Annotated in this window: 9 protein-coding genes; 6 read left to right on the forward strand and 3 right to left on the reverse strand. The window is 69.3% G+C overall.

Going from position 1 to position 12,641, the window contains the following annotated elements:
* Positions 1 to 571: 571 nt before the first annotated feature.
* Positions 572 to 1,489, reverse strand: a complete 918-nt coding sequence (locus tag AB0F18_RS12910; RefSeq protein ID WP_362058569.1) for a hypothetical protein — start codon at positions 1,487 to 1,489, stop codon at positions 572 to 574.
* A 111-nt stretch (positions 1,490 to 1,600) separates the two neighbouring features.
* Entirely contained in the window at positions 1,601 to 2,179 is a 579-nt protein-coding gene (locus AB0F18_RS12915; protein ID WP_362058572.1) for a hypothetical protein, read from the reverse strand.
* Positions 2,180 to 2,607: 428 nt separating this feature from the next.
* Here AB0F18_RS12915 and AB0F18_RS12920 point away from each other — a divergent pair, with 428 nt between their 5' ends.
* From AB0F18_RS12920 to AB0F18_RS12940, 5 genes are read left to right on the forward strand one after another with little or no spacing between them, the layout of a single operon-like run.
* Entirely contained in the window at positions 2,608 to 4,137 is a 1,530-nt protein-coding gene (locus tag AB0F18_RS12920) for a type I-E CRISPR-associated protein Cse1/CasA (RefSeq protein WP_362058575.1), read from the forward strand.
* Entirely contained in the window at positions 4,134 to 4,718 is a 585-nt protein-coding gene (gene casB, locus AB0F18_RS12925; protein ID WP_362058578.1) for a type I-E CRISPR-associated protein Cse2/CasB, read from the forward strand. Before AB0F18_RS12920 ends, casB begins: the two co-directional genes overlap by 4 nt.
* The gene (locus AB0F18_RS12930) at positions 4,715 to 6,076 is read left to right on the forward strand and encodes a type I-E CRISPR-associated protein Cas7/Cse4/CasC (RefSeq protein ID WP_362058581.1); all 1,362 of its coding nucleotides are present in this window, start codon (positions 4,715 to 4,717) and stop codon (positions 6,074 to 6,076) included. Before casB ends, AB0F18_RS12930 begins: the two co-directional genes overlap by 4 nt.
* Entirely contained in the window at positions 6,073 to 6,921 is an 849-nt protein-coding gene (cas5e, locus tag AB0F18_RS12935) for a type I-E CRISPR-associated protein Cas5/CasD (RefSeq protein ID WP_362058584.1), read from the forward strand. Before AB0F18_RS12930 ends, cas5e begins: the two co-directional genes overlap by 4 nt.
* Positions 6,918 to 7,628: a type I-E CRISPR-associated protein Cas6/Cse3/CasE gene (locus tag AB0F18_RS12940; RefSeq protein ID WP_362058587.1), complete on the forward strand. Its 711-nt coding sequence runs from the start codon at positions 6,918 to 6,920 to the stop codon at positions 7,626 to 7,628. The genes cas5e and AB0F18_RS12940 overlap by 4 nt, the downstream gene beginning before the upstream one ends.
* Positions 7,629 to 8,450: 822 nt before the next feature.
* On the opposite strand, the gene AB0F18_RS12945 is transcribed toward AB0F18_RS12940, so the two are convergent.
* Positions 8,451 to 8,675 carry a hypothetical protein gene (locus AB0F18_RS12945; RefSeq protein ID WP_362058590.1) on the reverse strand — a complete coding sequence of 75 codons (225 nt, stop codon included), beginning with the start codon at positions 8,673 to 8,675 and terminating at the stop codon, positions 8,451 to 8,453.
* A gap of 138 nt (positions 8,676 to 8,813) precedes the next feature.
* Between AB0F18_RS12945 and AB0F18_RS12950 the strand changes: the two genes are divergently transcribed.
* Complete coding sequence (locus AB0F18_RS12950; protein ID WP_362058593.1) at positions 8,814 to 12,572, forward strand: hypothetical protein; 3,759 nt, start codon at positions 8,814 to 8,816, stop codon at positions 12,570 to 12,572.
* Positions 12,573 to 12,641: the final 69 nt, after the last annotated feature.

Below are 12,641 nucleotides of genomic sequence, written 5' to 3' on the forward strand. Positions count from 1 at the left end.
TGGTCACCTGTCGGTCTCCTCACCGGCGCCTTGTCCGCGGACAAAAGTCGGACCCCCTGCGCGCCCTGGACCATGGTGGCGGTGTGGGAGGGGGGGGAAGTGATCGCGGTGACGGAGCAAGCCCGCCGTGATCTGGGTGGGGGAGTAGCCCTGGCTCACGGACTCGTTGACCGGTCGGCGTCCTCGTCGCGGCTGGAGAGGGGGCATGACATCCACCGCTCGACGGCCCACGCCACCCCATCAGCTGGATCGGCTCACCCCGCCCATAAGCGCCAGCCCGCCGCGAAGACCTCTTGACCGGCGCTCTCGCGGTGGCCCGTACCCGCGGGGTGGCCGACAGCCAACCTCCGCGCTTCAACGCGTATGCGATCGTCCACTCTCGCCCGGCCACGAACGGGCGCCGACTTTTGTCCGCGGACAAAAGTCGGGACGTTCAAGTACCGGCAGCAGGGACTACGCGGAGCCGCCAGAAGGCATCAGGCGGCAGGCAACCCGACCAGGCGGTGCGGTCCGGCAGATGGGCAAGGACCTCAAGGACCCCACCGGAGGGCTCCCGGGTTGCAAGGATCTCTCAGCCGACCAGGCGGCGGCGCCAGTCCAGGGGAGTGACGGTGATGGCCCGCGCGGGGTCCTGGTCCCACTCCGAGCGGAGGCCGACAGCTGCGAGAGCGGCTACGACCTCGTGGCCGATGGCTGTGGTGGTCTCCGATGAGCCGTCGAAGCCGCCGTAGAGGAGCGTCAGGCCGTGGCCGACTGCCGCGGAGTCAGTGCACTGGGTGTGGAAGTAGACGAAGCCCCGGGCATCGGGACCCCCTTCGCCCCCGATCTCGGACTGGCCGCAGCTACGGCAACAGGTGAAGTTCTCGCGGGCAGTGATCCCGGCCTCGTGCAGGGCGGTGAACGCACGGGTCAGCCGCTCAGGGTCGGTCTCCCCCTGCCACGCGGATTGCTCCGCGACCCGCTCCAGCCACATCCGGTCGGCCAGCGCCTCCGCCTGCTCGCGTGAAACGGGCCGACGGTCCCCGCTGACCAGGTAATCCTCAGCGAGCTCGGCCAGTTTGGCACGGGAGGCGTAACCGCCGACCAGCACCTCGCGGACGCGCTCCTCCAACTCCGCACGCTCTTCTTCGTCGAGGTCGAGCGGCGGCACCTCGCGGGCCGGGCCCATGTCCAGAAGCGACCACACCAGACCGGCATCCCAGCCGGCCTCCTGGCGCGCCCAGCCGGCCAGCGCCGCGCTCGCGGCCTCGGGCCCGTCAGCCGTCGCCCCGAAGTGCCGGTCGGCAGCACCGTCGCGGTACTCCACCGTGTAGTCACCACCGGTCTTGTGCCAGACCTGGGCGAAGACGTCAGGCAGGTCGGGTATCCGCTGCACCACCAGGAACCGGTCACCCTCAGCACCGATCCGCCGGACCAGCCCGGCCAGCTCCTCGGCGGACACACGGACGTGCCGCTCCCAGTTCTCCGTCTGCACCACGATCTCAAGCATGCTCAGACTCTGACACACCCCTCTGACAACGGATCCTCCGAGGCCGGGGGAGGGGGACAACCGCTGCTGCGACCGCTCGACCCGAGGCGGGACGGCAGTCGACGGCACTGCCTAGTAAGGGCCGCCACGGAAGAGCACACTGCCGTGGTGGCGCGGGCGGTCGCCGCGCTCGTACGCCGTGTCGGAGCGGTCGGCGGGGGCCGAGAGCTGGGCGAGGCTTCCCAGGGTGGCCAGGCCGGCCAGCACCTCGTCACGGTGCTTCGCGGCCTTCATCCAGGCCGGAAGCCGGGCGAACATCGCCATGGTGGGGGAGGAGTACCGCTCGCGCAGCCGGGCGCCCACGTACGCGGCCAGAGCTTCTACGTGCTCCTCGTTGTAGGCCCACAACGCCCGTCCCGCGCAGCGCGTCTGAAGCCAGAGCGGCTGCCGGAAGAACGGGTCCTCGGTTCCGCCGACCACGGCACCGACCAAGCCGGCACCCCGCTCCTCGGCCGTCCACTCCGCAGTCGCGCCACAGCCGGCGCAGCTCAGGCGGCGGGGCTGGAAGAGCAGTCCGCTGAAGTACTTCGGCTTCTCCAGACCGGGCAGCGGCACGACGAGCGCACGGCCCCCGCACCGTGGGCAGACGACGAGCACCCGCCCGGCGAACTGGACGAGCCACGTGCCGTGGTCGTGGTGACGGAGGGGCACGGGGTACGCAGGCTCGGGACACATGACCAACACCCTGCCAGCCAGCCCCCCTCCCGGTCGACCGGGATTCGGCGGTGCTACGCGGTCCCGGGACGATTAATTCTGCAGGCCGACCCCGTTCGCCACCCTCCAGGATCCCGACTTTTGTCCGCGGACAAGTGTCCGCTGCTGCCTCGCGTGACCCCGCAGCGGGGTGAGCACCCGGTCTGAGTTAGTTAAATTTCGGCCAATTGGCCAACTATCTAAAGGATTTCGGGTTTTGCCGAGTGTGCCCCCTGGGCCACACCGGCCTGCTAGCGTCCTGTCCCATTCCAGCAAGCAACCGTTAAGAGCAGAAGGCGATCGACGGAAACGTGCCTCAATTACGTGCCCCCCGCGACGGGGAGAAACGACCCCGGTGGGACCCTCGGAAGTCCCCCTGTGTCCTGGTGGCCACACTCGACGACCGGCTCGTCGAGCTGAACCTGGTGGAGATCCTCCACGATGCCGACGCCCTGCGGGAGGTCGAAGGCGGCACGCCGGGGGAAAAAGTCGCGGTCATCGAGTTCCTGCTGGCGATCTGCTACGCCTCCGGTACTTACCCAGGCTCGGCTGACGAGTGGCCGGCTTGGGTGGACGAGAAGGACGCCCTCCGGCCGGCCGCCGAGTGGCTTGCCCAGCGACCCGAAGACGAGGTCTGGGACCTTTTCCATCCCCTGGAGCCCCTGGGACAAAATGCGCTCCTCGCTCCGTACCTCGACGAGCACGGGGCGGGCCCGGCACAGCTGGTGATCGAGAGGGTCGGAGACTACAACCAGTTCTTCGACCATCATCACCTGGAACACCCCACCCCGTTGCCCGTCGGACAGGCCTTCCGGGCCATGCTCACCCAGCATGTGTACGGACCCGCCGGACGCGCCCGCATCTCCGGCAAGGAAACCCTCGGTGCCACCATTACCAACCTCGCTGCCACCCGGCTCGGCACCCGCATCAGGGTGATCGCGCTCGGGGACACCCTTGGCGAGACGCTCCGTCTCAACCTCGCCCCTGTCACCGGGGGGCCCGGGGAGCTGAACCGCACCTGGACCGCCGGCAAGGAGCGGCGGGGGTTCACGAGCAAGCCGAGCGGACGGCTGGTCAGCGGTCCGGCGGACCTACACAGCTACCTCGGGCGCTCGGTCCTGCTCCGTCCGACCCTCGACGGGGAGCACGTGGATCGGGTGCTGCTCGGTGCTGGCGAGCTGCTCGCGCTAACGGAGGAGCACCTTCAGGACGCCGTGTACGTGGAGGGAACCGGCAAGCCCCTGTGGGCCTCGGCGACCCGGGCCATCTGGCGGCAGGCCCACGCTCTCTATGCCGCAGTCGACAAGGCGCGCTCCGCAGAGCGCCGCAACGACGGGGGCACCCTGTACGAGAGGCTCGCGCTGTTCCCGGCGCAGAACGTGGCTCCGGAACCCGGGCAGCAGCCCGCACGCCGTATCGAGCTGTGGACGGTCGGGCTCGTGGCCAAGCAAACCACCGCCATCGCGTGGGTCGACGGTACCTTCCCGTTCGCCCCCGGCCTGGAGGCCAAGCTCTACCTCGCCTCCTACCGGGGCTCGGAGATCGCGGAGTTCGTGGCGGCCGTGCTCTACAAGGCCGCGCACTCGGCTTGGAGCGTGGCGTATCCGAATCCAAAACCGACGGAGAAGAACAACCAGATAGCGCGCTTCGACGCCCGAGGCCAGCATTGGGCGGCGACGCGGGAGCCGTTCGACGTGCTGATGGAGGAAACCACCCTCGGCGAGGACGTCCACGGGGCCCTCCGCGAGTACGCGGACACCGTCGCCACCGCCGCACGCAGGTTCCTCGCCGAATGCCTCGACTCGCTGCCCAGGAACTCGCAGGGCACGAAGGCCCGCGCCACCGCCCTCGGGCGATTCGACGACGAGCTGGCGCTGCCGAAGGCTCCGGCCGAACTACGAGGGGAGACCGCATGACCAACTCCGGCGAGGGGTCCAACCCCGACAACAGCGTAGGCAGCGCCGCACTCACGTTCTGGCTCGCCAGCCTCGTCCGCAACCGCGACTACGCGAGTCTCGCCGAGCTCCGGCGGCCCCACGCCCAGCGAGAGCCCCATTTCCGGGCCCTCTGGTTCAGCCCCACCGAGGCCCAGCGCGAGGTCTACCGTCAGGTCGCGTTCCTGTTCGCGGTCTACCACCAGGGCCGGGGCAAGCCCGCCTTCGGCCACGGCAACCTCGGTGAGGCGGCCCGTCGCATCGGGGACGGAGCCGGGCGTGGGCCCAAGGACGCCGGCGCCACCCGCCTCGTCGACCGCATCGTGTCGAGCCGCCGCATCCCATGGCGCCACCTGCATCACACCATTGCACGTCTGCGGGCGTGCGACCAGCACCCGCCTTCCTGGACCCGGCTGGTAGACGACCTCAGTCAGTGGCACGACCGCAAGGCCCGCGTCCCGTACGAGTGGGGCGTGTCCTTCCACATGCCCCCGGTCCGGGCCGCCGCCGCCCGGACCACCCAGCAGACCGCCGCCCCGATCCAGAAGGACATCACCAGGTGACCAGCAACGCATCTTTCGCCGGCAGCCAGTTCCTCTCCCTGCACCTTCTGGAGACCTTGGTGGCCGTGCTCCCTGTACGCGACGAGAACGGCGCGCCCAAGTCCATCGTCTACGGCGGCACCGAGCGGCACATGATCACGAGCCAGGCCCGGCGCCGCGCCGAGCGGGTGCACACCCGGGACCGTGCCAACGCGGGCGTCGGCGCGCTGGCCGGCCGGAGCACCGGTGTCCGGACCCGCGAGTGGGCGCTGATCACCGCGCGCGCACTCAGCACCACCCACGGCTGGGAGACGGACGAGGCCATCCGTACCGCACGCGCCGTCATCGAGGCCACGGGTCTGAAGTTCGGGGACCCTGCCAAGAAGACCGTCGCAAACCTGACCAAGGTGCTACTGTTCGCCCCCGCCGACGCCGGTACCCGTATTGCCGCCCATATTCAGGAGGAGGCCGAGACGGTGCGGGCCTGGACGGTTGAGTACCTGGAGGCACAGGCCGCGGCGGCCACGGCCAAGGGCAAGAAGGGTGCCCGCAAGGGCGGAGTGCTGGAGGAAGGTGACCCGGATGAGGCAGCCGAAGGCGCCCCCGCGGCCGACGCCAAGTTGCCCGCGGTGCCGGCTGCGACCCGCACGGCGGTCCTGACCGCGCTTGCCCCGCGCGACGCCATCGACATCGCCCTGTACGGCCGCTTCCTCGCCGAGATTGCCGACTCGCCGAACGTCGACGGCGCGGTGCAGAGCAGTCACGCGTTCACTGTCCACGAGGCCGAACAGGTAGACGACTTCTACGCCGCCGCCGACGACGCCAAACTCGACCGCAAGAGGAACGCGCTGGACTTCCTCGAAGCCGCCGACGACGCCGGAGCCGGCATGACCGGCTACCAGTCCCTGATCACGGGAACCTTCTACCGGCACGCGGTCCTCGACCGCCTGAAACTGCGCAGGAACCTCCAAGCTGCCGGGATGAGCGCGCAGGAGGCGGAGGATGCCTCCGTTGCCGCTGAGACGGAGTTCGTCACCGCCTTCGTTGACGCCTTCCCAGAGGCGAAGAAGAACTCGACTGCTTCCACTGGCTCCTTGCCCGCCCTCGTCCTGGCCTTCGAGGGCGAGCGCCCGTACAACTACGCGGCTGCGTTCCAGGCCCCCATCGACGAGAACCCCGTGGACAAGGATGGCGAGGGCCCCGCCGGTCCGGCCGCCGTCAAGCGGCTGCTGAACCACCATGCGTTCGTCAGCAGCCGTCGGCCTGACATCAAGTCCGGCCGCGTGCTCACCTACGATCCCCGGATCGATGAACTCCTGGGCACCCTCGGTGACACCGGCGCGACGGCCGTAACCCGCGCCGAGGAGCTGACGGCGTGACGACGCACGTCCTGCTCGTACGGCTTGCCGCCCCCCTTCAGTCCTGGGGAGTCGCGTCGCGGTTCTCCCACCGCGACAGCCACGTCCGGCCCACCAAGTCGGCGGTCGTCGGCCTGGTCGCGGCTGCCCTCGGCCGCGAGCGCGCCGACTCGGTGGACGACCTCGCCGCGCTCGTTTTCGGTGTCCGCGCCGATCATCCGGGGACGCCGGTCAGGGACTATCACACAGTCGGCGCCGGCCGGTTCCCCCTGCGGCCCCGGGACGTCATTACCGACCACCGGCGTGCGGCGGCCGTCGCCAAGAGCATGGAAACGGCGGAGGGGCCGGGCTTCGGACACCATGAGCTGGCCGGCTGGTACGGGGCGCCGAAGAAGATCACGGCCGACCCCGTCTCCGGGACCCTCGTCTCGGCCGAGCTGTCCCGGACGGCGATGATCACCGAGCGCTGGTATCTGTCGGACGCGGCCTTCGTCATCGGACTTCAGCACGAGGACAAGGCGTTGCTGGAGGGGATCGCGTACGCCCTGGAGCACCCGAAGCGGCTGCTGTGGCTCGGCCGGAAGTCCTGCCCTCCTTCCGGCACCCTGGCCGCCGAAATCCTGCCCGGAACGATCGGCACGGCGTTCGCCGCCAAGCGCCTCCTCCCCGGCCCGGAAGGACCCGACACGTCGGGCCGACGCCCCTGGGCGTGGATCCAGACACCGCCGGGTGCCCGGGGCGCCCTAAAGGTCAACGATCAGCCGGTCAGCTTCGATCCCGCCAGCCGGGTCCACGCCACGCGCTGGGAGACCCGTACGCGCATCACCATTGCTCCGACCGCCACCGAATGGGACATCATCCCGTGAACAGCACACGGGCCTCGACGGCCCGCTTTGTCGCCACCCACTCCGTCCTGTCCTTGAACGCCCGCCACCCGCTCGTCGCCAAGTCCCTGGTGGACGCCCAGGAGATGCACCGCACCGTGATGAGTGGCTTTCGAGGCTGGGTGGCCGATGGCGACCCGGATGCGCGCTCCCAGATGGGCGTCCTGTCGACCTGGTCGGTTGACCTCAAGGCGGCCGCCCTCGTCCTGGTGGTGCAGTCCAGGATCCCGGGGGACTGGGCCCGCATACCGCGGGAGGCCTTCACTGCGGCACCGCACATCATCACCGTCGACCGTACCTTCAAGGCGGGTGAGGTTGTCGGCTTCCGCACGGTCGTCAACCCGACCCGGAGCAAGCCCTCCTCGGAGAAGGGCCGTGGGACCCGCAGCGCCCACACCACACCGGAGCACGTGAAGCGGTGGTTCGGCCGCCGCCTGCAGCCTGAGGGCGAGTCTGTGATCGCCGAGGACGGGGTCGTCCGCATCGGCGCTGTCACCGACACCGAGACCCTGGGAATCCGGATGCTGCCGACTGTCTCAAGTGCCCACCGCAGCAAGCCGGTCCGTATTGGCCGCGCTGAGATCCGCGGATCCCTCACAGTCACTGACCCGGAAACCCTGGTGGGCACCCTGTCGAACGGCCTCGGCCATGCCCGCGCCTACAGCTGCGGGCTGGTCCTCACCCGCTGAACTAGGCAGCAGAGCGGGGTGAGGGTGTACCTGGACCCCCACCCCGCTCCAACCATGGATGCCGAGTTCGTCCCCGCACATGCGGGGCCCAAATGGTTCTTGCTCGTAACGAGATTCATCCCCGCGCACGCGGGGAACCACCTGACTCTTAGAGCGAAGATGGATCACGGTTCATCCCCGCCGGTGCGGGGAGCAGAGGTCTTAGCAGCCAAGACCTCTGACGGAGCATCCCTGTGCTTACAGGAAGTACCGTGCTGAGCGGACCAAGCTAGGTGGATTCTAGCCAGGGGATCGCGGCCCCCTCATCTTGATGGAGAATGCGGTTCTGGCTCCAGGATTCTGACCTAGGCTGGAATGCCGGGATCGGTTCGTGTGTCTGACCACACGTCGCTTCCGGTTACGCCTTCCTGCTGGAGTATCCCCCACCCCGCAGCCACGAGGTGGGGGATCAGTGAGAGTGGCGACCGTGTCTGCTCCTCGGCGCATAGTGCGCGCCGAGGAGCAGACGTCACCACATGGCGTCGACCAGCTTGGCTGTCAGGGCGGAGATGACCCCCGCGACCATCAGGGCCAGGAGCCATCCGGCGCCACGTAGTAGAAGCCGACTTGCCTCCGGCTTCCGCAGGCTCTCACATAATCGACGCATCATCTTGGATGCCTCCTGTATCGATAAATCCTCCCCAACTTGGGCAGGGCGTGCCGATGCAGGCTGTCCTGGTGTCAGCGCCATAGTGCAACCCAATCACGAACCGGGCGCCGGAGTGGGCAAGTTCACCAAAGAAGCATTCGCGTCATCCAAGATGTATCAGTTCCCTCGGCAACTCAGAGGTCTTGGTTCGTCACATCCCGACGGGACCTGGGGAGGCTGTTCCGGCGAACCATGATCGTCAGCGTGGCTCGGGCGTCGCGACGGCGCTGGGGGTTGCGGAAGAGGACGGAGGATGCCGCCACCACCGCGACAGCGCCCGTGTATGCGAGGCCGGTGGCAGCGGACAGGGTTGCGGCCTCCTGGAGCACGGACTCCAGAACGGTCAGCAGAACGGACATGCGGTTCCCCTCGGGGTGTTTCGCCTGGTGGTCTTGTCCGCCGGGCGTGGTTCCCCAGGTATCCGGCATTGCGGGGGTGTCCGGCGAGGTCCGGAGAGCCGGATCGGCTGTATGTGTGCAGGTCAGAGGGATAGGAAAATGATTCCGGAGAAGTCTTCAGAGAACAGCGGACAGAGCAGGTACGACGTCGGCCGGGGGACGGCCTTCGGAAAGGCCCTCAAGAAACTCCACGAAGCGGCGGGCGGACACCGGGTGCTGACGCTCAAGCGGCTGGCCGGCCTCGGGGACCACAAGGTCAGTACTTCCAGTCTCAGCGAGTGGCTGCGGGGCGAGCGCCCGCCCGGGCGCGATCACGTCGTGTACGTGCTGGGCGTGCTGATCCCGTACCTGGAGGAGCAGGCGGCAAACCGGTCACCGGGCTACCGTCGGACGCCCTTGGGTATCTGGCAGCGCATGCTCGATGAGGCCCAGAACGCCAGCAGGAGCAGACAGGGCGGCCCAGGTCCGCGCGTGAACGAAACCTCCGCGGGGCGCCTGGTGCGTGGACCGTCCCAGGCCCTCCGTGACGTCCTCCCCTTCGAGCTGGTCGGCCGGGAAGGGGAACTCGCCGAGCTCGTGGCCTTCGCCACGGCACCCGACGACGCTCCCGCCTACCTGCAATGGCAGGCGGGTCCCTGGGCAGGCAAGACCGCCCTGCTGTCCTGGTTCGCCGCCCGGTGCCTGCCCCCCGGGGTCGACGCCCTGCACTACGTCATCGCCGGGCGGTTGGGCACCGACCGCCGCGACGGCTTCGTACGGGCCCTACGGGAGCAGCTGGTCGCTGCGGCGGACGGCAAGCGTTTGCCCCCGGTGGACACGAAACGGCCAAACCTCTATCCGTTGTACGAAGTGGCGGCGCGTGCCAGTGCGGAGCGTCAGCGGCGCCTGCTGCTGATCGTCGATGGGCTTGACGAGGACGCAGACGTCGGCCTGGACGGTCAGGGTATCGCCGGGCTCCTGCCCAAAGACCCCCCGTACGGTATGCGCGTCATCGTCACCGGGCGGCCACACCCTCGCGTCCCGGTGAACCTAGCGCCGGACCACCCCTTGCGGGACCCCCTTTCCGTACGACGGCTGACGGACTCGCCCGCGGCACGCGTCATTCGGGATTTGGCGCGGGCGGAGCTGCGGGCCCTGCTGGCCGACAAGGATTTCGGGCAGCGACTGCTGGGCCTGCTCGTGGCGGCACGGGGCGCGCTCAGCGGAGAGGACCTGAGTGAACTCGTCCAAGAGCTGCCGGGCGAGGTGCAGGTAAGGCTCAGTGGCGTCGTCGGTCGCTCCATGACGCCGACCCGTTCGGACCAGCTCGCGCTGGACGTGCGGGCCGAAGAGGAGGCGGAGGCCGGCCGTCAGACATTCGTCCTGGCCCACCGCGAACTCCATGACACGGCGGAGGCTGAGCTGGGCAAGCGCTTCCTCGCGGCGCGCACCGAGGAGCTGCACAGCTGGGCCCGTCAGTACTGGCAGGCGGGCTGGCCCGAGGACACCCCGAACTACCTCCTTACTGGCTACACCCGACTGGTACGCGAGGGGCGGAGCCCTGACCGGCTCCAGGCGCTGGTTCTTGACCCGAAGCGCCAACTCCGCCTCGTTCAGCGGTCTGGGCCCGAGGTCGCCCTCGCTGACCTCGACCTGGTGACCGAGCCGGACACGCACGGTATGCCTTCGCTGAGCCCGGCCGTGGTCGTTGCCGTCTCACTCTCCCGGGAGGTTCTCCTCGCACGGGTGCGGCCGCTGCCCGGCTCCGTCGCGCGGACGATTGCCCGGCTCGGTGATGTACGACGGGCAAGGGCCCTGGCAGCCGCATCGACCCACTCCGCGGACAAGGCCGTCAACCTGGCCGACCTGGCTCGGGTACTGCGGTCCATGGGTCACGAGCAGGAAGCGGACGTCGCCCAGGAGGCAGGGCTGTGGGCGCGTAAGGCGCTGCGGGAGACTGGCAGTCTCCACGACCACGCCGCCGATGAGGCGGAGGCCGCGGTCGGCCATGTGGCCATCACCTTGCTGGAGATGGGCCTGTACGAGGAAGGCCTGGAGCTGCTCCGTTCCACGCACGGGATGAGTGAGGCGCGTATCGAGGCATGGGCGCAGGCCGCCGCCCTGCTGGCGCTGGACCGCCCGGACTCCGCCGCCGAGCTATTGGACGCACTGGAGGAACAGGCTGAAGAGCTGGCCGTCCAAGAACCGGCGAACGGATCCGCTGCAGCCGCCGTCCAGCTGTGGCAGGCCGTGGCCACTGCTGCCCCCGACCGCGCAGCGCGGCTTCACGACCGCGTCCTGGAGCATGCACGAGAGGTCTGGTGCGGGGCGCCAACACTGGAGAATGTGACCGTCGTCGCGGCTGCAGCCTCGCTCGTGGCACAGACCATGCCCGGCGAACCCCAGCAGCTGCTGGACGAAGTCTGCCGACACGTGGAGTGCGTCCTGTGCACCGGGACCGCTCAGCGGTCGCCCAGGGACGCCTTCCATCTCGAGTTCGGGTTCCGGCACACCCTAGCCCAGCTCGAGCAGGCACTCACCGACACCGGTGCACCGCCGGAGACGATGGAGAGCCTGCTGGAATGTGCGCTACAGGTGCTCCCCGCGGAACCGGACGACCAGGCGAACGACGCCGGCGACCCTGACGAGGACACGATGAAGGCGGGGAGGCTCGCCGACGATGCCTTCCGTGCTGCGGACCGCGGTGCCGACGACGAGGCCGAGCGCCATTTGGAGGAGGCCCTGGCTCTCTTGCCGACCGGTGGGCCGGGCACAGGCCGTGGTCCCGTCTGGCTTCCGGCCCTAGCGGCAGCGCTCGTCCGTACCGGCGCGGCCGCAGAGGGCGTGCTGCTGCCCGACCGGGTACAGAACCCGGCCGGCTGGGTGCGGGCGCACGCTGCCATGGCCTTGGCCTACGCGGACTCCCGCCTGCCGACCGAGGCACGCGCGCACGCACGGAAGGCGTCCCGGGCGGTGGCCTCGGCGATAGCTCCCGAGGGGAGCTGGGTCTACGCCGCGCAGGCATTGGCGGGCGCCGGTGAGACGGAGTCTGCCCTGGAGCTCATTCGCCGACACGTGCCGACGGTCGGCGGCAGACGGTCCGTGTGGCGCAATACGGACCGATCGGCCCGCATCGCCGTGGCCGCGGAGCTTGCGAGCCTCCATCCGCAGACCGCAGGCGAACTGGTACTTCCGCTGCTGGAACGTCTGCACGCGACCCGCAACGCCCCCACCACCCAAGGGCTGCTGCCCGCGCTGGCCGAGCTCCTTCCGGCCTGTACCCACCTCCTGCCCGAGCAGCAACGGCTCCTAGATGCGCTGAGAGAGGAGGGCATCGCACAGGTTACGGCGAGCGGCCGGGCATCCAGGACGCCCGAGGCCGTCGTGGTACATGCTCTCCTGCGCGTCGGTGGCGGAGAGGATCCCGGACCGCAGCTGGAGTGGCTGAGGCGTGACATGGCAAGCCGCGGATCGGAGCACTTTCCCTCGGCCGCCCTGGCCGTGCTGCACGCGGCCTTGGGCGACATTGAAGCTGCTGAGGGCGTCGCCGCCCGGTCCGTCTTCCCGCAGCACCGCGCAGAAGTGCTGACCGCGGTGGCATCAACCCTCGCCCGGGTGACGGTCCGCCCCCTACCCGGTCCCGATCCGGCCCGGACGGACCCTTTCACGCTATCCGTTCAGGACCTGGCCCTGAAGGTGACGTCGACTGTGCCGCCCGACGACGAGGCTGCCGTGGAGCTCCTCCATCGAGCCCTGGCCACGACCGGTTGGTACCAGACGCTTCCCGTCCTGGCCCGGCTTGCCCCCAAAGCGGTCATCGCTGTCCGGGACATCGCTGTCGTCCACCTTCCCGTCATGGGAGGCGTCTCAACCCACTGACGTGTGCACACTCCTCGTCACGAGGCGAGTCGGGCCCTGTCTGAGGTTTGCCGCGTAGGCTGGGCTGAC

This window comes from Streptomyces sp. NPDC029216, from assembly GCF_040648015.1.
Classification (GTDB): domain Bacteria; phylum Actinomycetota; class Actinomycetes; order Streptomycetales; family Streptomycetaceae; genus Streptomyces.

Excerpts from the sequence above, each read along its gene's own strand:
- AB0F18_RS12910 (WP_362058569.1), bottom strand. The coding sequence starts at position 1,489 with ATGCTTGAGATCGTGGTGCAGACGGAGAACTGGGAGCGGCACGTCCGT.
- casB (WP_362058578.1), top strand. The coding sequence starts at position 4,134 with ATGACCAACTCCGGCGAGGGGTCCAACCCCGACAACAGCGTAGGCAGC.
- AB0F18_RS12945 (WP_362058590.1), bottom strand. The coding sequence starts at position 8,675 with ATGTCCGTTCTGCTGACCGTTCTGGAGTCCGTGCTCCAGGAGGCCGCA.
- AB0F18_RS12950 (WP_362058593.1), top strand. The coding sequence starts at position 8,814 with ATGATTCCGGAGAAGTCTTCAGAGAACAGCGGACAGAGCAGGTACGAC.